Here is a 23,431-nt window from a genome sequence, read left to right on the forward strand (position 1 = left end):
TGATTTTTTATGTCTGAAAAAGAATATCACGACGAACGTTATTTTATTGATTCCGATACCTTGTCTCCGGAAGCTCTGGAACGTAAGCATCGTCTGGAAAATGACCCTAGCTCCCGTACCAACCACATGGAATACATGAAGGGTATGGAAGTCATCCAGTCCGACATTTATGGCAAGGTCATGGGACATGTGGATTCCGTAGACTTCAGTAAGTACACGGCCCGTGACGTGCTGGCTGCACTGGACCATCACACTTGCACCGTAGAAGATTTCAAGGCGCTCCTTTCCCCGGCTGCCGCTCCTTACTTGGAAAAAATGGCACAGAAGGCAAAGCTGGAAACCAGCAAGCACTTTGGCAATACGGTCTATTTCTTTACTCCGCTCTACATTGCCAACTACTGCGAAAACTACTGCGTCTATTGCGGCTTCAACTGCTACAACAAAATCAAACGCATGCAGCTCTCCATGGAGCAGATCGAGCACGAAATGAAGGTCATCGCCGACAGCGGCATGGAAGAAGTGTTGATCCTCACCGGTGAAAGCCGCGCCAAGAGCAGCGTGGAATACATCGGCGAAGCCTGCAAGATTGCCCACAAGTACTTCCGTATGGTGGGTGTCGAAGTTTACCCCATGAACACCGACGAGTACAAGTACCTTCACGAATGTGGGGTAGACTACGTGACGGTCTTCCAGGAAACCTACGACAAGGACCGCTACGAACAGCTTCACCTGCTGGGTCACAAGCGTATCTATCCGTACCGTTTCGATTCCCAGGAACGGGCCCTTATGGGTGGTATGCGCGGCTGCGGTTTCTCTGCATTGCTTGGCCTTTCCGACTTCCGCAAAGATGCCCTGGCCAGCGCCCTCCACGTGTTCTATCTGCAGAAGAAATACCCTCATGCAGAAATGAGCCTGTCCTGCCCCCGCCTTCGCCCCATCGTGAACAACGACAAGATCAATCCTCTTGACGTTCATGAAAAGGAACTTTGCCAGGTGCTGTGCGCCTACCGTATCTTCATGCCCTTCGTTGGCATTACCGTCTCCAGCCGCGAGTCCAAGGAATTCCGTAACGGCATCGTAAAGATTGCCGCTACCAAGGTTTCCGCAGGGGTTTCCACCGGCGTTGGCGACCACGAGGAAAAGTACAAGGACAGCGACGACGAGGTTAAAACCAAAACCGCCGACGTAAACGCCGGCAAGAAAACCTCCGACGCCGAGGGCGACGAGCAGTTCGAAATCAACGACAACCGTAGTTTCAACGCCATGTACAAGGATATTAGCGGCGAAGGCCTCCAGCCTGTGCTAAATGACTATTTGTACGTGTAGTTTAAACCTTCGGGATGCCGTCGACTTGATTTTTATTTAGATTATTTGCGATGGAACAGGCGCTTTACTGGATTGCTTCTTTGACTTTCGCCATAATTCTGGCGATTTTCTTGTGGCATGCCTATACCTACAAGAACGAAGCCTCGCCTGTAGATAAGGCTTATCGAATTCTTGTTTCCTGGTGCGTGTTCTTTTGCTTGCAGGATGCCCTGTGGGGAATTGCGGCCATGCCCGAAGTTGGCCATCCGTCGCTCCTTTTTGGGATCACTACCGGATTCCATATTTTTACGGTAATCACGGCGTACGTCTGGCTTCATTTTGTTCTGGTTTATCTGGGCAGTGAAATTCACCACAAAAGGCTTTACCGTGCGCTGGTTCTTTTGGCGGTTGTTTTTCAGACAGCCTTGGTAATAAGGAATATTTTCGTTCCCACCATCTTTACCATTGGTCCCAATAACGAATACCGATGCGAAGCCTTTAGGCAGGTTGCGTTCTTTAACCAGTACTTTATCTATGTGTTGATTGGCTTGATTACTGCAATTTCTGCTTTAAGTAAGAAGGGGGATACCCGTAAGCAATATGCCGCCGTCTTTGTTTTCGTGTTGGCTCCCATATTGTGCGGCATATTCCAGTTTTTCTTCCCCAACGCACCTTTCTATGCTGTTGGCTATGCAGTAGGCTGTACCATCATTCATGTGTTCATTGCTTCAAGAGAACATAACGATCGCCTGGTGCTTGCATCTACTACCGATGAACTGACCCAGGTTTACAATCGACGTTCCTACGAAGAAGACCTTAAGCGATACGAGGATCATCCCATAGAAGATGACTTGATTCTTTTTTCTGTGGACTTGAATAGCTTAAAACAGGTTAATGATACCCTAGGTCACCTTGCTGGCGACGAACTGATCCAGGGGGCCAGCCTTTGCATTACCAACGCATTTTCCGCCAGCGGCAAGGTTTACCGCGTTGGTGGCGATGAATTTATTGTTGTTGTACATTCCGATGAATCCGGCAAGAAATATAAGGACAGGCTTGAAAATGAAGTTGACCAGTGGAAAGGCCAGAGAATAAAGGAAATATCTCTTTCTGTTGGTTATGCCGCCAAACGGGATATGCCTAACGCCAGCCTGATGGAATTGAAAAAGTCTGCTGACCAGATGATGTATCATGATAAGGAACAGTATTACAAATCCAAGGGCGTAGACCGCCGAGGACAGCGCGAAGCCTTTGATGCCGTCTGCAATTCCTACACCAAGATTTTGAAGGTCAACCTGACGGCTGATTCCTATGGAATCATCAAGATGAACCAGGATGAGAAAACAGAACAGAAGGGCTTCTCCCATAAGATTTCCGAATGGCTTCATGGCTTTGGAAAGTCTGGGCAGGTTCATGCTGAGGACTTGGATGGTTATCTGGAAAAAACTTCCCTGGAATTCTTGCTTAGTTATTTTACGAAGGGTAACACCTCTCTGAGCATTTTCTATAGGCGACTCTCTGCCGATGGTTACCGCCGTGTGATGATGGAAATGATTCCCTCCGATGATTACACCGCAGAAAATCAGACCTTGTATTTGTACGTAAAGGATATTGGCGCAGCCCATGAATCTTGATACCACCCTCTACTTTATTACCGACAGTTCTACCGTTCCCGCCGAAAAGTTCTTACCTTCTGTGGAGGCCGCCTGCAAGGGTGGCGCCACCATCATCCAGCTTCGCGAAAAGAACAAGTCTACCCGCGAATACATGGAACTTGCCGCAAGCGTTCACGAAATCACCAGCCGCTATAACGTGCCTCTGATTATTGATGACCGCGTGGATGTTGCTCTCGCCATCGGTGCCGAAGGTGTTCATGTGGGGCAGACCGACATGCCCGTTGCCGTAGCCCGCAAACTCATGGGCCCGGGTAAAATCATCGGTGCTACGACCAAGACTGTCCCCCAGGCTCTGGAAGCCTACGAACAGGGTGCGGACTATTGTGGCGTGGGCGCCATTTATCCCACAACCACAAAGGTCGTCACCATCCTCACTTCCGTGGATACTCTGAAGGAAATCGTGAAGGCGGTGCCTATTCCCGTGAATGCTATCGGTGGCTTGAATAAGGATAACATCCACGTTCTCGCCGGTTCCGGAATCGCTGGCATCTGTGCCGTTTCCGCCATCCAGAAGGCCGCTGATCCCGAAGCTGCCGCCCGCGAACTGAAGGCTGCCTTCCTGGCGCTGTAACCTATTGACGCGGCAGAACTGGCCCGACGAGTCCCGCATCTAGCCCGACGCATCAGCACTTAAACCGACGCTCCTGACTCCAAACTGATATTATGTTTAGACTTTGGCTTACCACTTGCCCCGATGATTTTGCCGGTGAATATGATGACATCGAAGAGATGTTCAAGCGAGGCCTTACCCGCCTGATCCTTCAGAAACGTCGCAATACGCCGGAGTCCTATGAACGTTGGCTCCTGTCCTTGTCCATGGAATACCGCGACCGAATTTGGGTGCGTGGTACTCCCGATCTGGCGGAGCAGTTGGATGTCCGTGGTTGCGTGGCCGAGGCTCAATCCCTGATGGGGCCGGTTCCCGAATCCTGGAAACGCGTAAACTGTATCGCTTACTGCCGCGACCTGGAACAGCTGGCCCAATTGCCCGAATGGGTGTCTGGAGCTCTTGTTGGCCCGATTTTTCAACCTTTATCCGGCCTTGAGCCGGTCAAAACGGTTGGACTAGACCTCCTGCAGTCCCACCTATCTTCTAATCCTCCCAAGTGCCCGGTTATCCTTTTTGGGGGTATCGACGAGGAAAATGTCCACCTTTTCAAGGAACTTCCCAGGGAATTTGGGGTGTCTGGCGCTTCTGTAATCGGTGGAATTTGGAACTACGCCGACTCCATAAATGCCTTTATTAAGCTAAACAGACTGTGCGTTTAATCACAGACTTTGTAAAAGTGTTTACTAAATAATTACAAAATGCGTTTTTTAAGCGAATTTCGCGAAAAATGTTCCAAATTGGAATAAAATAGATTGTTCTATTTGAAATTCTAAACATATATTATGGAACATGGAACGAGCAAGAGCAAAGATTTTAGTTATTGATGATACCAAGACGAATATTGAAGTCCTGGAGGGCATTTTATCTAACGACTATGGTATTTTTGTTGCCTTGAACGGAAAAAAGGCTCTTGTTCTTACAGAAAAGGTTAAACCTGACCTGATTTTGCTGGACGTAATGATGCCCGAAATGGACGGTTACGAAACATTACGCCAGATGCATGCCCTAAATTTGGTGAATAATACTCCTGTTCTGTTCTTGACTGCCAAGGCAGATGCCAAAAGTGAGCAGATGGGACTGGATTTAGGTGCCGTCGACTATATTACTAAGCCGTTCAATCCTGATTTGGTACGTCTCCGTATCAAGAATCAGTTGGAATTTAAGCAGCAGCGTGACCATCTTCATGAACTGGTTGACGAGAAAACCAAGGATCTTCGTAAGACATTGAAGGTCATGTTGACCAGTTTGGGTGCCCTGGCTGAATACCGCGACCCGGAAACCGGCGCTCATATTAAGCGTACCCAGGTGTTGGTCCAGATGCTGGCCGAGAAACTGCAGAACCACCCGAAGTTCAGTCACGCTATTACTAGCAAGGAATATATTGATTTTTACGCTACGGCTGCACCACTCCATGATATTGGCAAGGTGGGTATCCCCGACGATATTTTAAGAAAGCCGGCTAAGCTTACCGATGAAGAAAGGTTGGTTATGAGTACCCATGCCCAGATGGGTTATGACGTACTTCTGAATGCGACCAGGGAACTGAGCAATCATCCTCTGGTCAAGATTTGCGCAGATATTATTTTGAACCATCATGAACGCTGGGATGGCGAAGGTTATCCCAACAAGATTAAGGGAGAAGATATTCCTGTGGGGGCCCGCCTTATGTCTGTGGCGGATGTTTATGACGCTCTTGTATCTCGCAGGCCTTATAAGGAACCATATCCCCATGAAGTTGCCGTGGCCGAAATCAAGGCCGGTAGGGGAACTCAGTTCGACCCCGATGTGGTCGACGCCTTTATGGAAATTGCAGACATTCTTCCCGGTATTTACGAACAGTTCAAGGATGGCGCTCAGTAAGGAGTAGCTATTGACTCATAGTCCTTTAAACGCCCAGCGACGTAGGCTCAGAATCCGAATTCTGACGGTTTTTGCCGTCCCCGTGATTATCGCCTCCATTCTATTGGTCTTCCTTTTCTCATTGACCGTCAAGGAAATGATGATTGATTCCGCATACGCCAATACGGAATCGGCTTTGCAGGACAAAGTTCTCTCTGAAGTGGAAGCCTTGCTGAAAAACGACGAAGATAAATTTGTCGCTGCGGCGAAGCGTGTTCAGAATGCCAAGGAATCGGGAATTCGTTCCATTCTCTACAGGGTCTTGCAGTCTAGTGAAGATCTCGTGGATGTCTACTATGGGGGCAATGAAGGCGAATTTATATCTGCTAGGGGGGTAAAGTTGGAAAGTGGCCAGGCGGAATATCGTACCAAGGCCTGGTATCTGGAGTCTTCCCGTAAGAGGGGGCTCGCTCTAACTGGCCCTACAATCCGTAAGGATTTCGGTAAGCAGGTCATGACCATTTCTTACCCGATCTGGGATAAGAATCAGAAGTTCCGCGGCGCTGTGGCTGCCGATATTGACTTGCACAAGGTTCGACTTTCTCTTGGTGCTGTAGCCAAGGAAGAAGGTGGCATTACCCTTTTGGCCGGTAATGACAACGATAACCTGTTTACCTATTTCCCGTATGAAACCAACCGCGGCAAGGTTCTGCAGGATAGTGTAGAAAACCTGCTTCTGCTTGCCTTGAGCGAGTTTAAGCCCGATACTCTGATGGAAGGGAAGGTTGTCCGTTTTGAATTGACCAACGACCATCGACAGCGTCTGGTGTTCATGGTGGCTCCCATCAAGAAGATGCCCTTCTATGTGGTTCATGTGAGTCAGCAGAACAAGATCGTTGCCGGCGTAGACGAAAATTCCTCCAAGACCTTCCTGTTGGTGGCTCTGGTGGTGCTCCTGTTGATGGGTGGTGCCGCTATCGTTTCCCATACACTGTTTACCAAGTTCATTCAGCGGGACTTGAACGAAAGTGTCAGCTCCAGTACCCTTTTCGATACGCTTCTGGGGAGTGATAATTTTAGGATTATCCTGACGAACGATACCTTTGATATCTTGCATGCCAGCGCCTTTATTGCGGACTTCCTGAATGGTGGTGAAGATTTGAAGGGACAGATCCTGTTCAAGTTCTTCCCGTCGGACCAGTTCAATAAATTTGTGCATCGTGTGGCCATGGGTGGCGAAATGCACGCCAGCGAACGCAAGATTCTTGTGCCTGTGAAGAGTTCTTCCGGGGAAGTGGCGTGGTGGGGCATTTTCTTCCAGGTCCTTGTGGAAGATAACGGCGAAATGCGTTATCTGTTCATGATCAACGATGAAACTAGCGGCATCCAGAAGGATACCATTTTGGATACCATTATGCTTTCCGCAGACCATTCTATCCTGGTGATTTTTGATAGAGCCAAGCGTGTGAAGTACATGTCTAAGCAGTTGGCTGACTTCCTGGGCAAGGAATGGCGCAAGATGATCGGCCTGTCTCTGGATGAATTGAAGGAACAGGGACTGCCTGAATCGGTGATTACATCCTTAAAGGATACCTTTAGCAGGCGTGAAATCTGGAAGGATTCCTTCGTGCTTAAATCCCAGGACGGCAAGAGTGAAACCTGGTTCCGTGGGGAAGGCTGTACATTGATGGTGCAGGGGTCCGTCGTGGGCTACATGCTTACCATGATCGACATTTCTGAAGTGGTGGCTGCCCGTGAAATTGCGGAGCAGGTTACCCAGGCCAAGAGTGAATTCCTGGCCAACATGAGTCATGAAATCCGTACCCCCATGAATGCCATTATCGGTATGGCGCACCTGATTTCAGAAACCCAGTTGGATGAACATCAGAGAGGATTTGTAGACCGTGTAAGTACGGCGGCCAAGTCCCTCCTTGGAATCATCAATAACATCCTGGATTTCTCCAAGATCGAGGCCAAGAAGCAAGAACTGGAAATTACCCAGTTGGTGCTTCGCGATGTGGTCAGCGATGTGGCTGCCCTGGCCGAAGTCCGTATTGCCGGACGTCCCATCGAACTGATTGTGAATGTGGATCCGGAAATTCCTGAAATCTTGATGGGTGACCCGCTGCGCCTTTCCCAGATTTTTACGAACCTGATTAACAATGCTACCAAGTTTACCGAGAAGGGCGATATTTCCCTGATCGTTTCCCTGGAATCCCGCACCGAGAACAGCGTCAAACTGAATTTCTCTGTGAAGGATACGGGTATCGGCATGACTCCGGAACAGCTTGGACGTCTCTTTAACGCCTTTACTCAGGCTGATGGCTCTACGACCCGCAAGTACGGCGGTACTGGCCTTGGCCTGGTGATTTCCAAGTCCCTGGTGGAATTGATGGGCGGTCAGATGCAGGTGGAAAGCGTGGCTGGCGTTGGATCTCGATTCTTCTTCAGTATTACACTCCCTGTTGCGGCCCAGTCTGTGGATCCCAAGTGGAAGAATCAGATTCGCTTTGCCGGAAAGAATGTTTTGCTGGTGGATGATTGCGAAAACCTCCGTGACGTATTGCGCCACTATCTGACCAAGCTAAAATGCATTGTAGAAGAGGCGGAGTCCGTTGACCAGGCCCTGGATCTTATTCAGGCGCATGAAGAGGCTGGCGAAGCTCCCTACGATATGTTCATCGTGGATTATGACATGCCGATCTTGAACGGCTTCGACTTCGTTCATGGTCTCGATGAAAAGATGATCCGGATTCCCAAGGTGTTGATGCACCCCATCCATTTTGACGAAAAGGATCTGACTGCGGCCCAGAATCTGGGATTCAGCAGCTTTGTTCCCAAGCCTCTGCAGATCAGTTCCCTGCTCAGTAGCATGGAAGAAGCCATGGGCTATGAGCTAACCTACCAGAAGGCTGTCAAGAAGGAAAAGAGCAAGATTTACTTTAAGGAAGCCAAGATCCTTCTGGTTGAAGACAACCAGATGAACCAGGAATTGGCGGTGTCCCTGCTGAATAGCGTGGGTCTCAGTTCCATGATTGCTAACAATGGTAAGGAAGCCCTGGACATGCTCCAGAAGGATTCCTTCGACCTGGTTCTCATGGATATCCAGATGCCCATTATGGATGGTCTGACCGCTACTAAGGAAATCCGTGCCCGCGAAGACGAGTACTTCAAGAATGTGCCCATTCTGGCAATGAGTGCCCGTGCCTTCCAGAAGGATACGGAAGAATGTCTAGCTGCCGGCATGAATGCCCATATTGTCAAGCCCATTGACCCCAGCCTCCTTTACGAGGAATTGGCCAAGTTCCTGGCGGTGGCTGCGGAATCCAGCAAGGTGGTTACGGACGGAGATAGTTCGGACCTGTCCCAGGAAGACAGTGAATTCCTTGCCAAGTTCCAGAAGATTCGCGACCTGGATGCCGAAGCGGGTCTGTACCATTCCAATAGCAATAGGAACGTGTTCCTCAAGATTCTGCAGGGCTTTGTCCGCGATTACGGCGGAACATCCTTCAACTTGCGCCAGATGATCGAGTCTGTCCGTTACGATGAGGCTGCACGAATTGTGCATACCATCAAGGGCTTGTGCGGAACCATCGGTGCGAACCATTTGCAGAACCTGGGCGCAACTCTAGAAAGTCAGCTTTCCCAGGGGCAGTGTAACGCCATTGATTTCAGTAACTTTGAGAAGTTGCTTCAGGAAATTACGTCTGACTTGGATGTAGTACTGTCAGGTATTGCGTCTGAGCAGGTTGTTGTCGCCAAGAAGAAAGATCCCAACGCCAAGGAAAAGCTTCAGAAGCTGGTAACGGAACTGAAGGACGCCTTGGATATCTGCTCCGCCACCCGCTGCAAACGCAGCCTGGATGAAGTGGAGGGAATCTCCTTCGAGAACAACCAGGACGTGCTTATTGGCAAGCTGAAGGAACTGGTAGACGATTATGACTTTAGCGAAGCCGCCGAAGTTCTGGAAAGTCTGGAAAAGACGATTGCCTAAAAACTAAAGGACCATGGCCGCAATAAAGGCCAGGGCTACGATAATTGCGGCGACGGTGCCTACAATGCCACCGAAGCCGCTTTTCTTTTTGGCATAAGGGCTGTTAGGATCGTCTCCAAATTCATTTTCCAGGATTTCCTCGTAGTCGGGGAGCTCTTCGTCTGCGAATTCGGCTCCATCTTTCCAGCCGGTGTTCTTGTCGCTACCGCAGTGGCGGCAGAAGGTGGCGTCGGGCTTGATTTCGGCCCCGCAGTGAGGGCAAATCATGGTAACGGAATTGTCTTTCATTAGCTCCAATATACAAAAGTTGCGTGAATTATTAATACATTTGTTGAACGTATGCAGAATTTAGACGGCTTGTATTTTTCGTTGCTACGGATTGCCTTGAATGTGACCACAGAATCCTGCTTGCCTCGGGCCTTGTCCGATGACGAATGGCGGTGGGTTCATGATTACTCCGTAAAGCAGTGCCTGGTTGGGGTGCTGTTTCGTGCTGTGGAAAAGTTGCCTCATGATCAGCGTCCCCCTCGAGAACTATTGCTACGGTGGTCGTTTGAATCTCATAAGATTCAGCTGGTAAATGAACGCATGAATAAAACGGCTGCCGATTTAACGGAGATGTTCTGTGGCCGAGGGTTGCATCCTGTTATATTAAAGGGGCAGGCGAATACGCTTCTGTATCCCGATCCGTTTTGCCGTCAGGCCGGCGATATCGATATTTTGCTGGAAGGTGGCCGCGAAGGTGTTTTGCGAACTCTAACGGAGATGAACCTGCACGTAGATGCCGAGGATGATGTTAGCGATCATCATGTGCATCTTGAGCCGGGCCTTTTTGGTGGTATTACGGTGGAAGTCCATTTCTGTCCGACGTCCAGCTTTTCTCCCTATAAGACGAGAGCCATGCTTCGTTTTCTAGATGGTGAGCTGGAAGAACTTCGTTCCTGTGCGGATTGTAGTTCCTGGAAGGTGGCTCAAGGTTTTTGCGTTCCGAGTATTCCCTTTGCCCTGGTAATGCAGTTGTCCCATTTGAGACAGCATTTTTTCAGTACCGGAGTGGGTTTGCGCCAGTTGGTGGACTATCACCAGCTGCTAAAGAATTCTACCGAAGAAGATCGGGTGCGCGTGTCGAAAATGCTGGGTGAATTTGGCTTGTTTCACATGGCCGGTGCCGTTATGTGGTTGATGCGTGAAGTGTTTGGTCTCGGTGAAAATCAGCTACTTTGCCCTGTAGATAAAAAACGAGGGAAGAAACTGCTGAATGTTGTTATGAACGGGGGCAATTTTGGACGATATGCGGCTGATTATCGGGTTCCTGTGCTAAAACGCTGGATTATTGACCGCAAACGTTTTATTTGGCTGTTGAAATTTGATGCCACAGAGGCGATTTGGCATGAATTGCGTTATTGGAAGACCACGATTTCCTTGATTCCTCGAAGAATAAGGCGGGGGAGGGTGGCTCTAGGGAATCGCTAACTTAATGATGAATCTGAAAAGGAGATGGCTTTCGCCATCTCCTTTCAGCTTTTCGGGAGTGTGTATGAAAAAATCCTTGAAAATGCGATTTTTCGGAGCTTTTACGGCTCGGAAACCTGCAGGCTGTAGCCTAAATTGACCTTGCCGCCTGCATTTCGTGTTCTTTGAATCTTGTATTCTACGCGTTCAGCGCCCTTGGGCATGCAAAAGTTGACCTTCTGGTACCCCTTGTTCTTGTGAGATGACGTGTAAGTCTTGATAATTTTGCTGCCAGCGCCAATAATATTGACCGTCAGGGTCATTTCTTGCTGTAATTTATTGCTGTGAGTAGGAGAATCGTCTTGTTGCTGCCAGGTTATAGACATCTGCCACATCTTGCCGGGCTCAACCTCACCGGCATCTTCTATGTAGATGTATTCGCCCTTGCCTTTGGCATCAGGCTTGAAATGCGACTTATTGCCGCCAATCCAGTACCTTGAAGAGGTACCTGTGACAATGCTCATTTTATTCTCCAACAAAACCCAAATGTGATGAATATCACAAATATAGCATAACTATCTAATTGTGGCAATGGTGGTTGGTTAAAATGAAAGAAAAAATGTAGAGAAGGTGAAATCTTTGTAAAAATGGTTTATTTACTTCGAATTTTCGTAGGTTTTTAGTCTGTCCTTAATTTTTTAACTTTATAAGAAAAAAGAAAGTTTTGCTAGGGACAAATTTATAGTAATTTTGCGTTGTCTTGGTAGCATCCCTGCTGAGACTATTACACCTCAAAAATAACCCGTCGACGTTGCTGTCGGCGGGTTCTTTTTTACCTCTTACTTTGTTTTAATTTTTTATATTTTGATTTTGTACAAAAAACGCCCAGCCATTCGGCTGGACGCTTTTTTGTTTTGCGTAGGGTATAGCTTGATACGTTGTAATCCGTATTTGGACTACGATTGGTAAAAATCTTATGTGGGGGGGGGATAGTATAGGTATGAGCTGAATATACTATCAGCTTTATCTGTAGTTTCTTTGTTGACCTCGATGTAACCCTACGCATTTGTTAGATGCGTTTGCAAATATACAATAGTTTGTTCTGTATCGCAATGGGAAATGATGGTAATATTTTAAAATAAGATAAATATATTTTGATGTTGTGTGTTGTGTGATATGTTGTATGATTAGTTTATTTTTGATTGTTGAGTTCTTTTTGTTAAGGTTTATGCAATCTGTTTTTCAACATTTCTTGAAGAAATCATTAATCGAGAGAGATCAGCTTTTAAAAGTCCCCTATAATCTGAAATCGCCCTATTTTGGTGTGAAATTTGAATTGTTCTATCTGCCAAACGGTTTGTTTTGTTATTTTTTTTTGCATATTTTTGTGAAATTCACCTTTTTTTTACATCTAAGAAGGAATGGACTATGAAAAAGGCTTTAAGAACGGCTGTTATGGCTCTAGGCTTCGCTGCCGGTGCTGCATTGGCCCAGCCGGGTATTGAAGGCGGAACTGACGGTCTTCATCAGATCAATACCAAAACCCTTGGTATAGGTAATATGACTTTGGGTACTGGTGGTAATATTTCTACCAGTGCATGGGGTCTTTCTCGTGGCGGCGTATTTGAAATGGATGGCAAGCGTTATTCCTACAACGCTGCTGACTATTCCCAGGCTGGTAACATTTTCTTTGGCATGGGTGTCCTTGACTTCTGGGATATCGGTGTCGTTCTGCCTCTGTACTATGAACACGCCAATTCCGACGGTCCTTCCGGTGATGCAAACCAGTGGACCACCAGCCGTGGTGACCTGGATATGTGGATGAAGATCCGCGCTCCTTTCAAGTCCAAGGTGTTTAGCCTGGCTGCCATGTTGGACTTGTACGCTCCTACAGGTGAAATTGGTGCCGGCGTGCGTCCACGCCATGTGTGGTACTTGAACAGCGAAACTTATACCAGCCCGTTCACTGCTGGTGACTGGACCTTTGCGGCCGGTCTTGTAACAACTTTTGACTTTACCAAAGTTGGTTATCCCTTCCGCGTGAACGCAGCTGCCAGCTATGTCTACCCGGTTGACCTGGCCGAAACCAATGCTCTTGTGTATGCCGCTGGCGTAAACTGGATTCCCAAGAAATGGGTGGATGTGTTCTTGGAATATTCCGGCGAAATGCGTTTGCAGAGCAAGGGTAACCTGAAGTTCAGTCCCATGAATGATCCCATGCTCATTACCCCGGGTTTCCGTTTCCACTTGCCTTATAATGTTGATTTTGCTGTTGGACTTGAAGTGGCTGTTCGTACCTTCAAGAACCTGGGCTTCGATCACGATAAGGAAATAGAAGGTTGCGACGATGTTATCCTTTCCTATATCGGTGAAAATGGCCATACGGCTACTTATTGCTACGCTCCTACTCCCCTTATTTCTGGTGCCGCCGTGCTTAGCGTTCGTTTCGATCCGTTTGGCCCCAAGGACACCGACAAGGATGGTGTTCCTGACGAACAAGATAAGTGTCCCAGCACTGCCAAGGGGATTAAGGTCGGTTCCGATGGCTGCCCCCTGGATAGCGACAAGGATGGCGTGATCGATGATCTGGACAAGTGCCCCAACACTCCGGCTGGTAGCGTTGTGTTCTATGATGGCTGTATCGATACTACCGGTACCCGTCTGAAGGCTGAAGAAGATGCCCGTAACAAGGCTAAGGCTGATTCCGCAGTTAGCGCCAACGCTCGTGCCCTGATCTTGGATTTGGATGGCGATGGCATTCTGGACGACAAGGACAAGTGTCCAAATACTCCGGCTGGCGTTCCTGTTGATTCTACCGGTTGCCCCATGGACTTTGACCACGACGGCGTGAACGACGCCCAGGACAAGTGCCCCAATACTCCGGCTGGTACTCCTGTAGATTCTGTAGGCTGCCCCATGGACTTTGACCACGACGGCGTGCCCGATCACCTGGACAAGTGCCCCAATACTCCGGTAGGCATCGAAGTGGACATTAACGGTTGTAAGATGGACTCCGATAAGGATGGCATCCCCGATACTCAGGACAAGTGCCCCGGTACTCCCGAAGGCATGCCTGTTGACTCTATCGGCTGCTCTCTGGACTTTGACCACGACGGCGTGCCTGACATGAAGGACAAGTGCCCCAATACCTTGCCCGGTATCCGCGTCGATGAAAATGGCTGCCCCCTCGACAAAAAGGAAGACCTTGACCAGTTGAAGAAGGGCATTCAGTTCAAGACCGGTTCTGCAACCCTTACCAAGAGCAGCTTCGGTACCTTGGATGACGTTGCCGCCCTCATGCGCAAGATTCCCAACGCCAACCTAGAAGTTCAGGGGCACACCGACGACAAGGGCTCCGACGAAAAGAACATGAAGCTTTCTCAGGATCGCGCCCAGGCTGTGGTGGATTACCTGATCAAGCGTGGTGTTGAAAAGGATCGCCTCCGTGCTGTTGGCTATGGCCGCACCATGCCTTTGGCAGACAATGTAAATGAAGATGGCCGAGCCCAGAACCGCCGAGTGGAACTGGTTCCGTTCGAAAAGTAATTCTTTTATATCGACATTGAAAAAGAAGCCTCGCTCTGGGCGAGGCTTCTTTTTGCGTAAAGCTGTAAAGTATAAAGCGAAAAAAGTTCTTTAGTCCTTTTTCGGCATCTGCACGGCGATATGGATGTCCTGCAGCTGTTGCAGATCCACTTCGCTGGGGCACTGGTCCATGGGACTGGATGCGCTGGTGTTCTTCGGGAAAGCGATGTAGTCACGGATGGATTCTTCACCTTCCATAGTTGCAACAACGCGATCCAGACCGAAGGCGAGACCACCGTGGGGAGGAGCACCGAACTTGAATGCGTCAACGAAGAAGCCGAACTTTTCCTTAACCTGTTCTTCGGTAAGACCGAGGAGGCGGAAAACCTTTTCCTGAACTTCAGGGTTGTGGATACGCACGGAACCGCCACCGATTTCAACACCGTTAAGAACAAGGTCATAAGCTTCGGCGTTGCAATCCTTCAGGTTGCCGGAGAGCATCATGTCCAGATGTTCGGGCAGCGGGTTGGTGAACGGGTGATGCATAGCCATGTAGCGGCCTTCGGTATCGCTGTATTCGAACATGGGGAATTCAGTGATCCAGACAAATTCGCGCTTCTTCGGGTCACGGAGACCCTTGATGCGAGCCACTTCGAGACGGAGCTGACCCATAGCGGTAGCTGCAATCTTTTCGGGACCAGCGATGAAGAACATCATGTCGCCGCACTTAGCGCCGACTGCGTCACGCAGTTCGTTGAGCTGTTCGGTAGTGAAGAACTTGCCGACCTGAGTTTCAACTTCGTCATTTTCCTTGACGCGCATCCATACGAGACCCTTGGAACCGTACTTAGCAACGTAGGCGGTGAGTTCGTCAATCTGTTTACGGGTAAAGTCAACGCAGCCCTTAGCAGCGATACCGCGGATCTTGCCACCAGCGGCAACGCAGTTCTTGAACACGCCGAATTCGCTCTTGGCACCGATTTCGGAAACGTCATGGATTTCGAGATCGAAGCGGAGGTCCGGCTTATCGGAACCGTACTTGAGCATAGCTTCTGCCCACTTCATGCGGCGGATCTTCTTGGGAGGTTCGAAGTTCCAGACCTTACCGAGAACTTCGGTAACGAACTTATCGAACATGCCCATCACGTCGTCCTGGTCTACGAAGGACATTTCGACGTCGATCTGGGTGAATTCCGGCTGACGGTCGGCGCGGAGGTCTTCGTCACGGAAGCACTTGGCGATCTGGAAGTAGCGGTCCATGCCAGCGATCATGAGGAGCTGCTTGTACTGCTGCGGAGACTGGGGGAGGGCGTAGAACTTACCAGCGTTCACACGAGAGGGAACCAGGTAGTCACGTGCGCCTTCCGGAGTAGACTTACAGAGAACCGGAGTTTCGATGTTTTCGAAACCGTTTTCATAGAAGAAGTGGTAGACTTCCTTCAGGAACTTGCTCTTGAGCATGAGCTTCTTCTGGATCCACGGGCGACGGAGGTCCAGGTAACGGTACTGGAGGCGGAGGTCGTCGTTTTCCTTACATTCTTCGTTGGGGTCGTTGATGGCCAGGGGAGAAGTGAGGGCTGCGTTCAGGATGGTGAGTTCGCTGATCTTCACTTCGATTTCGCCGGTAGCCAGCTTTTCGTTGGTGTTGCCTTCTTCACGGGCATAGACCTTACCGGTAACGCAAATCACGTATTCGTTACGGAGAGTTTCTGCGTTCTTGATAACGTCGGCATTGTAATCCGGATTGAACACAATCTGGGTCTTGCCATACTTGTCGCGGAGGTCCACAAAAATCACACCACCGTGGTCACGGCGACGATCCACCCAACCACAGAGAGTTACGGTCTGGCCAACATCTTCCTTACGGAGCTGGCCACAGTTATGAGTACGTTTCATTGTATTACCCTTTGGTATAAAAAATTTACGGGCGTAAATATAGAAACAGGAGCGTGGTGTGACAAAAGGCTACTCCGATTTTTGGGATAAATTCGGGCCTTGAAGTTCTTTTTCCTGATATGGATGGACGTCTGATAAAAAAGGTCTAACTTTTATAGATAAGCTTTAAAATCCATAATTAGAAATTCTCTAATGTATAAGTAAAAGTTATAGTTTTTCGTAAACTTTGTATAATAAAATTTAACATTCACGAAATCGGACCTTTTTTTAGAAAAAAAATGAAAAAATCGGAAAAATTTTATGAAAACTGCGACTTTTTGATAAAAAACCTTGTATATTCTTACCGAAATTTTTCAAAAAGTCCCTAAAAAGGGCTTCTTATTGTTATTGGAGATAAAATATGGCAGAAGATTTGCAATACCTTATGGAACGCATCCAGAAGGATGCTGTTGACAAGGCAGAAAACGATGCAGCAGCAATTATTGCTAAGGCAAAGGAAAAGGCAGCCGAAATTGTCAAGGCCGCCGAAGCCGAAGCCCAGGCAAAACTTGCCAAGGCCGATAAGGATGCTGAAGCATTTACCGAACGTAGCGAACGCACTCTGGAACAGTCTGCACGCGATCTTCTTCTCTCTGTAGGCAAGAATCTTCAGGATATGATTCTTAACCTGCTCTCCCTCCAGGTGGAAAAGTCCCTGGACGAATCTACCGTCAAGGAAATGCTCCTTTCCCTCGCCAAGGGCTACAGCGCCCATGTTGAAGTGGACTTCAGCGAAGCCGATGCCAAGAAGCTCGCTTCCTTCGTCACCGGTGAATTTGCAAAGCAGCTCTCTAACGGTGTTGAAGTTTCTAGCGACAAGGGTGTCAAGTATGGCTTCCGCGTCAAGCTGGACGGTGGCAAGGTCACCCACGAATTTACCGAAAAGGCAATGGCAGACGCTCTTTCTGCATTGCTCCGCCCGCAGCTGGCCAAGGTCGTTAACGCTGCAGCACAGGCAAAGTAATTAAGGCGAATCAATGAGTTCTCCTTCTTATTTAATGGCTTCTTTGCCCATGATCAACCTGGGTGACGTGCCTCCCGTGACTATGGATGATTTCCGTAGCCGTTGCGAGGGCGCTCTGGACCAGGCTGAACTTGAAGCTTTGAACGCCTTGCTTAACAATGAACCGTCTGACGATGAATTCGTACAGTCCTATCAGGCTCACGAAATTCAGATGAAGAACGTTTCCGGCAGGCTCCGCGCCCAGGCATGGGGCCCCGATGTTCGTTTCAGCGAACGTAGCTTTGCCGGTTACGACGTCTATTTCGCCAAGATGATTCAGGATGCATTTGCCAAGTCCAATCCTATGGAAAAAGAGCAGGATCTGGACAAGGCCCGTTTTTGGCTGGTTGATTGCCTCGCCGGTGTAGGGGAGGAAACCGTCAAGCACGTATATGCATACGCAATTAAGCTCCAAATTTGTGCACGTTGGGCCCGCCTTTCTGAAAAGGCCGGCGACGCTGCTGTACTCAACGTTATTAATGCAAACGATCCTGACTTTGTTCAGGAATGACCGGAGGTCCATTTTCAATGGCTAGTATCGGAAAAATCATCGGTGTGAACGGTAACTTGATTCGCGTCAAGTTCGAAAGCGCCGTGTCTCAGAACGAAGTGGCTTATGCCAAGTTGCCCTCCAAGAATAAGGATGGCAAGTCCGAAATTATCCCGCTGAAGAGCGAAGTGATTCGTATCCGTGGCGACTACGCAGAACTTCAGGTGTTCGAAGATACCACTGGCCTTAAGGCTGGCGACGAAGTCGAATTCACTGGCGAACTGCTTTCTGTGGAACTTGGACCTGGTCTTCTGACTCAGGTGTTCGACGGTCTTCAGAACCCCCTGCCCGAACTTGCCGAACAGTGCGGCTTCTTCCTGCAGCGCGGTAAGTACCTGCCGGCTCTGCCCCGCGATAAGAAGTGGGCCTTTACTCCGGTTGCAAAGCCGGGTGATGTCTTGGTTGCTGGTGACACCATCGGTACCGTACCCGAAGGCGTGTTTACCCACCGCATCATGGTTCCCTTCAAGGTTCTCGGCAAGGTGACCGTAGAATCCGTCGTTGCCGCTGGCGAACATGTCGTCGAAGACGTTGTTGCCGTTGTCGTTAACGAAAAGGGCGAAAAGATTGAAATCAAGATGGTCCAGACTTGGCCGGTGAAGATGCCTATCAAGGCTTTCGAAGAACGTCTTCGCCCCACCAAGCCGCTGACCATGCAGCAGCGCATTGTGGATACCTTCTTCCCTGTGATGCAGGGCGGTACCTTCTGTACTCCGGGCCCCTTCGGTGCCGGTAAGACTGTGCTGCAGCAGCTCATGAGCCGTTACGCAGACGTGGACATCGTGATCCTCGCCGCTTGCGGTGAACGTGCTGGTGAAGTGGTGGAAACCCTTCGCGAATTCCCTGAGTTGATCGACCCCCGTACCGGCAAGTCCCTCATGGAACGTACCCTTATCATTTGTAACACTTCTTCCATGCCGGTGGCTGCTCGTGAAGCTTCCGTTTATACCGGTGTGACCCTGGCTGAATACTATCGCCAGATGGGCCTGAACGTGTTGCTCCTGGCTGACTCTACTTCCCGTTGGGCTCAGGCTCTCCGTGAAATGTCCGGCCGTCTGGAAGAAATCCCCGGTGAAGAAGCCTTCCCGGCTTACCTCGAATCTGTGATCGCTGCCTTCTACGAACGCGGTGGCGTTGTTCGCCTGAAGGACGGTTCCACTGGTTCCGTGACCATCGGCGGTTCCGTTTCTCCGGCAGGTGGTAACTTCGAAGAACCCGTGACCCAGGCTACCTTGAAGGTGGTGGGCGCATTCCTCGGCCTTTCCCGTGAACGTTCCGACCAGCGCCGCTTCCCGGCAATCCACCCGCTGGATTCCTGGTCCAAGTATGAAGGCATCATCGATTCCAAGAAGGTTGCCGATGCCCGCAAGATTCTTGCTGCTGGCGTTGACGTCAACAACATGATGAAGGTGGTGGGTGAAGAAGGTACCTCTATCGACGACTTCATTACTTACCTCAAGTCTGAATACCTGGATGCAGTCTATCTGCAGCAGGACGCATACCACGAAATCGACGCCGCCTGCACTGGCGACCGTCAGAAGTATGTGTTCGGCAAGGTTTATGAAATTCTCAAGACTCCTATGTCTTTTGCCGAAAAGGATATTGCACGTACCTTCTTCCTGAAGCTCACTCAGGCTACCAAGGACTGGAACCGCGTTGCAATGGATTCCGCAGAATTCAAGGAAATTGAATCCAATATTACTGCTTCCGTGAAGGAGGTAACTGTCAATGCATAATGTTGCTTACCATCGTATTGAACGCATCGCCGGTTCTGTGATCTCTCTGAAGGCAGAAGGCGTTGCCAACCAGGAACTGGCTCAGGTTACTAGCTCTTTCGGTACTTCTCTTGCCCGTGTGATCCGTATTGACGGTGACATGGTTGACCTGCAGGTTTTCGCAGGCGCCCGTGGCGTTTCTACCGATTCCGAAGTCCGCTTCCTGGGCGAACCCATGAAGGTTCCTTATTCCGAAGCACTCCTTGGCCGCGTGTTTAACGGTGCTGGTCAGCCCCGTGACAATGGCCCGGAAGTCGATGGCGAACGTATCGCAATTGGCGGCCCTTCCGTGAACCCCGCAAAGCGTATTATCCCGAAGACCATGGTCCGTACCGGTATTCCCATGATCGACGTGTTCAATACCCTGGTGGTTTCCCAGAAGCTCCCGATTTTCTCTATCGCTGGTGAACCGTACAACGAACTTCTTGCCCGTATTGCTCTGCAGGCTGAAGTTGACGTGATCGTTCTTGGCGGTATGGGCCTGAAGCACGACGACTACCTGTACCTGAAGGACTTCCTTGAAAAGAACGGTGCTCTTAGCCGTACCGTGATGTTCATGCACACTGCATCTGACCCCATTGTGGAATGCTTGCTGGTGCCTGATGCATCTCTTGCCGTTGCCGAAAAGTTCGCAACCGAAGGCAAGAACGTGCTGGTGCTTCTCACCGACATGACCAACTTCGCCGACGCCATGAAGGAAATCGCCATTACCATGGAACAGATTCCTTCTAACCGTGGCTATCCTGGCGACCTTTACTCTTCTCTCGCTAGCCGTTACGAAAAGGCTGTGGACTTCGAAGGTTCCGGTTCTATTACCATCCTTGCCGTTACCACCATGCCTGGCGATGACGTGACCCACCCGGTTCCGGATAACACCGGTTACATTACCGAAGGTCAGTTCTATCTGCGTAAGGGCCGTATCGAACCGTTCGGTTCTCTGTCTCGTTTGAAGCAGCAGGTGAACGGTAAGACCCGTAGCGACCACCGTACCATTATGAATACCATGATCCAGCTCTACGCTTCTTACAAGGAAACCCTTGAAAAGCAGTCCATGGGCTTTAACATGAGTACTTGGGACCAGAAGCTGTTGAAGTACGGTACTCGTTTCGAAAAGGAAATGATGGACCTGTCTGTGAACATTCCTCTGGAACAGGCTCTGGATCTGGGCTGGACAATCCTTGCGGATTGCTTCGAACCCGAAGAAACCGGTATTCCTTCCAAGATGATTAGTCAGTATTGGCCCAAGAAGGGGTAATTAATGGCTAAAGTCAAGTTAACCAAAAACGCCCTCAAGGCGGAACGCGACGCACTGAAGCGCTTCCAGCGCTATCTGCCCACGTTGCTGTTGAAAAAGCAGCAGCTGCAGATGGAAATGCGTACGCTCCAGGAGAGGGTGATGGCAAAGCGCGACGAGGAAGACAAGCTTCGTAAGAGCATGTCCTCCTGGATTTCGCTGTATGCCGAACCTATCGACTGGTCGAAGTACCTGTCGGTGAAGGAAGTGCGCCAGGGCGAAGGTAATATCGCCGGTGTCCGCATTCCTACATTCGATGGGGTAGACTTCAATGTGACCATCCCTGACTTCTTTACTACGCCGGTTTGGCTGGACGACGGTATCCGCAGCCTGCAGGGGCTTATTTCCCTGCGCTTGGAACGCCGTGTTCTTGAAAAGCAGTACGAACTGCTTTCTATGGAACTCCGTACCACGAGCCAGCGCGTGAATCTTTTCGAAAAGGTCAAGATTCCCGAAGCCAAGGATAACATCCGTAAGATTAACATCTTCCTGGGTGACCAGCAGACCTCTGGCGTGGCCCGCAGTAAGCTTGCAAAGGGCAAGTCTACCGCTCGTGCCGCAGCACAGGATGCCGCAGCCGCTCAGGACAAGGGGGTAGCCGCATGATTACTCCTATGAAGAAAGTAACCATTCTCTGCCTGGACAAGGAACGCGAGGCTTCTCTTGAAAAGCTCCGCGAGATGGGCATCCTTCACGTTACCCCGCTGGTAAATCCCACGGGCGTAAAGCTGAATGCCGCCAAGTCCAAGGTCATGCGAATCCGCAAGGCTCTCGAGGCAATCCCCGCCAAGGCAGGGAAGGATGCTGTTTCTCTGGACGCATCTATCGCTTCTCAGCCCGCAGTCGAAGCCGTGCATCAGATGGTGCAGGTCAAGAAGGACGCTACGGACGTAATCTCCAAGCTCCATAATGACCTGAACCGCCTTGACAACTTCGGCAATCTGGACCCGCAGACTGTTAAGTCTCTGGAAGAGAGCGGTGTTTTCGTAAAACTCTATGAAGTTGATCCCAGCAAGACTATTTCTGCTGATGACGGCGCCGTTGTGCAGCCCTTCGGTCAGAACCTTACTGGAAATCTTTATGCAGTCATTAGCAAGGGTGAAGCTCCCGCAGCCGTAAAGGATGCCGTTGAACTTCCTCTGCCGTCCATGTCCCTGGCTGAAATGCGCCAGAAGCTCTCCGCCGCCAATGCAGAACTTGCAAAGGCCGACAAGACTCTGGAAGCACTTTCCGCCAAGCGTTCCGAAATCGATTCTGAACTGGCTGATGCCGACGAAGAATACGACCTTCAGGAAGCTTCTAGCGGAATGCTCGCTGGTGCAAGCATCGCCATGATCCAGGGTTTCGCTCCTGCAAATCGCATGGGTGAAATTCAGGAAGCCGCAAAGGCTAATGGCTGGGGCGTCCGCGAAGAAGATCCTTCTGACGACGACATGGTGCCCACCCTTTTGACTCACAAGCCCATTGCGAAACCCATGCAGTTCCTGTACGATATTATCGGTATCGTTCCGGGCTACAAGGAAATCGACGTTTCCGCAGTGTTCCTGGCTTTCTTCAGCCTGTTCTTTGCTATCATCGTTGGTGATGCCTTCTACGGAGCTCTGTTCCTGGCTCTCACTATCGTTGCCCGCAAGAAGGCTCCGAAATCCAAGAGTGCAGGCTTCAGCTTTATGTACTTGATGAGTGGTGCTACCATCGTTTGGGGCATCATGAATGCAAGCTATCTTGGTTTGACTCCGGAAATTGCTCCCTGGGTTGCAAATCTTGATTTGGCTAATGCATCCTTCTGCCCCGAGGGTCTGAAGAATGCCATGCATTGGATCCGTCAGTCTTCCAACATGCAGTTCTTCTGCTTCTGCATTGCAGTGGTCCATCTGACTATTGCACACGTTTGGAATGTGGTTGTCCAGATCCAGCGTAAGAGTACTACAGCTCTGGCTCAGGTTGGCTGGCTATTCTCCACCTGGTACATGTTCTTCCTCGCTGGAAACATGGTGCTGGGCGAAAAGGTCCCGGAAGTGTTCAGAAACTTCTTCAGCGGTCCCACTTCTGCTCCGATGATCTATGTGCTCATCGCTGGCGTGGTGCTGCTGGTGCTGTTCTCTGTGCCTCCTTCCAAGCTCAAGGAAGAATGGATTTCTATTCCTATGCTCGCCTTGAACATCGTGAACAACTTCGTGGATGTGATTAGCTACATCCGTCTGTTCGCAGTGGGCCTTTCCGGTGCTGCCATTGCAGAATCCTTCAGCGAAATGCTTTCGCCTATGTTCGGTTCTGTTGGCGGTCTCCTTGGTGCAGCCATTGTGCTACTCTTTGTTCATGCCCTGAACATTGCACTTGCCGTCATGGGTGTGGCGGTTCACGCAGTGCGTTTGAACACCCTGGAATTTTCTAACGGCCTTGACCTGCAATGGAGCGGTTTTGGCTTTAACCCGTTCAAGAAACGGAAAAACGTTTAATAACAACAAGTAGA

The 23,431-nt window shown here is 49.8% G+C and carries 17 protein-coding genes; 14 read left to right on the forward strand and 3 right to left on the reverse strand.

Annotation, left to right across the window (positions count from 1 at the left end; translation table 11 throughout):
• Nucleotides 1-9 precede the first annotated feature (9 nt).
• From thiH to MMG03_RS10690, 6 genes are all read left to right on the forward strand, one after another.
• Entirely contained in the window at nt 10-1,326 is a 1,317-nt protein-coding gene (thiH, locus tag MMG03_RS10665; RefSeq protein WP_249506245.1) for a 2-iminoacetate synthase ThiH, read from the forward strand.
• A gap of 50 nt (nt 1,327-1,376) precedes the next feature.
• The gene (locus MMG03_RS10670; RefSeq protein ID WP_249506246.1) at nt 1,377-2,939 is read left to right on the forward strand and encodes a diguanylate cyclase; all 1,563 of its coding nucleotides are present in this window, start codon (nt 1,377-1,379) and stop codon (nt 2,937-2,939) included.
• On the forward strand, nt 2,929-3,552 hold the full coding sequence (thiE, locus tag MMG03_RS10675) for a thiamine phosphate synthase (protein WP_249506247.1): 624 nt from the start codon (nt 2,929-2,931) through the stop codon (nt 3,550-3,552). Before MMG03_RS10670 ends, thiE begins: the two co-directional genes overlap by 11 nt.
• A 92-nt stretch (nt 3,553-3,644) precedes the next feature.
• A complete protein-coding gene (locus MMG03_RS10680) occupies nt 3,645-4,250 on the forward strand; it encodes a thiamine phosphate synthase (RefSeq protein ID WP_073159273.1) in 606 nt (201 codons plus the stop codon).
• Between the two features lie 130 nt (nt 4,251-4,380).
• Nucleotides 4,381-5,451 carry an HD domain-containing phosphohydrolase gene (locus MMG03_RS10685; protein ID WP_249506248.1) on the forward strand — a complete coding sequence of 357 codons (1,071 nt, stop codon included), beginning with the start codon at nt 4,381-4,383 and terminating at the stop codon, nt 5,449-5,451.
• A gap of 10 nt (nt 5,452-5,461) precedes the next feature.
• A complete protein-coding gene (locus tag MMG03_RS10690) occupies nt 5,462-9,424 on the forward strand; it encodes a response regulator (protein WP_249506249.1) in 3,963 nt (1,320 codons plus the stop codon).
• Between the two features lie 3 nt (nt 9,425-9,427).
• Here MMG03_RS10690 and MMG03_RS10695 read toward each other — a convergent pair whose 3' ends face one another.
• Nucleotides 9,428-9,712: a zinc ribbon domain-containing protein gene (locus tag MMG03_RS10695; protein ID WP_249506250.1), complete on the reverse strand. Its 285-nt coding sequence runs from the start codon at nt 9,710-9,712 to the stop codon at nt 9,428-9,430.
• A gap of 51 nt (nt 9,713-9,763) precedes the next feature.
• On the opposite strand from MMG03_RS10695, the gene MMG03_RS10700 reads away from it, so the two are divergent.
• On the forward strand, nt 9,764-10,897 hold the full coding sequence (locus MMG03_RS10700; protein ID WP_073237509.1) for a nucleotidyltransferase family protein: 1,134 nt from the start codon (nt 9,764-9,766) through the stop codon (nt 10,895-10,897).
• A gap of 101 nt (nt 10,898-10,998) precedes the next feature.
• Here the strand turns inward: MMG03_RS10700 and MMG03_RS10705 are convergent, their stop codons facing one another.
• Nucleotides 10,999-11,400: a hypothetical protein gene (locus MMG03_RS10705; RefSeq protein ID WP_073159265.1), complete on the reverse strand. Its 402-nt coding sequence runs from the start codon at nt 11,398-11,400 to the stop codon at nt 10,999-11,001.
• Nucleotides 11,401-12,304: 904 nt separating this feature from the next.
• On the opposite strand from MMG03_RS10705, the gene MMG03_RS10710 reads away from it, so the two are divergent.
• Complete coding sequence (locus tag MMG03_RS10710; RefSeq protein ID WP_073284308.1) at nt 12,305-14,422, forward strand: OmpA family protein; 2,118 nt, start codon at nt 12,305-12,307, stop codon at nt 14,420-14,422.
• A gap of 90 nt (nt 14,423-14,512) precedes the next feature.
• Here MMG03_RS10710 and aspS read toward each other — a convergent pair whose 3' ends face one another.
• Nucleotides 14,513-16,297 (reverse strand): aspartate--tRNA ligase, encoded by a 1,785-nt coding sequence (gene aspS, locus MMG03_RS10715; RefSeq protein ID WP_073159262.1) that lies wholly within the window; start codon nt 16,295-16,297, stop codon nt 14,513-14,515.
• Between the two features lie 400 nt (nt 16,298-16,697).
• Between aspS and MMG03_RS10720 the strand changes: the two genes are divergently transcribed.
• Genes MMG03_RS10720 through MMG03_RS10745 form a run of 6 tightly spaced genes read left to right on the forward strand, consistent with a single transcriptional unit; the run spans nt 16,698 to nt 23,417 of the window.
• Nucleotides 16,698-17,300: an ATPase gene (locus MMG03_RS10720; RefSeq protein WP_073159260.1), complete on the forward strand. Its 603-nt coding sequence runs from the start codon at nt 16,698-16,700 to the stop codon at nt 17,298-17,300.
• 13 nt (nt 17,301-17,313) lie between these two features.
• Complete coding sequence (locus MMG03_RS10725; RefSeq protein WP_249506251.1) at nt 17,314-17,850, forward strand: DUF2764 family protein; 537 nt, start codon at nt 17,314-17,316, stop codon at nt 17,848-17,850.
• Between the two features lie 17 nt (nt 17,851-17,867).
• Nucleotides 17,868-19,625, forward strand: a complete 1,758-nt coding sequence (locus MMG03_RS10730; RefSeq protein ID WP_249506252.1) for a V-type ATP synthase subunit A — start codon at nt 17,868-17,870, stop codon at nt 19,623-19,625.
• Nucleotides 19,618-20,919 (forward strand): V-type ATP synthase subunit B, encoded by a 1,302-nt coding sequence (locus MMG03_RS10735; protein WP_249506253.1) that lies wholly within the window; start codon nt 19,618-19,620, stop codon nt 20,917-20,919. The genes MMG03_RS10730 and MMG03_RS10735 overlap by 8 nt, the downstream gene beginning before the upstream one ends.
• Before the next feature lie 3 nt (nt 20,920-20,922).
• Nucleotides 20,923-21,564, forward strand: coding sequence for a V-type ATP synthase subunit D (locus tag MMG03_RS10740; protein WP_101479261.1), 642 nt, complete (start codon nt 20,923-20,925; stop codon nt 21,562-21,564).
• The gene (locus tag MMG03_RS10745) at nt 21,561-23,417 is read left to right on the forward strand and encodes a V-type ATP synthase subunit I (RefSeq protein WP_249506254.1); all 1,857 of its coding nucleotides are present in this window, start codon (nt 21,561-21,563) and stop codon (nt 23,415-23,417) included. Before MMG03_RS10740 ends, MMG03_RS10745 begins: the two co-directional genes overlap by 4 nt.
• The last annotated feature ends 14 nt before the right edge of the window (nt 23,418-23,431 follow it).

Origin of the sequence: Fibrobacter sp. HC4 (assembly GCF_023373925.1) — a bacterium.
Classification (GTDB): domain Bacteria; phylum Fibrobacterota; class Fibrobacteria; order Fibrobacterales; family Fibrobacteraceae; genus Fibrobacter.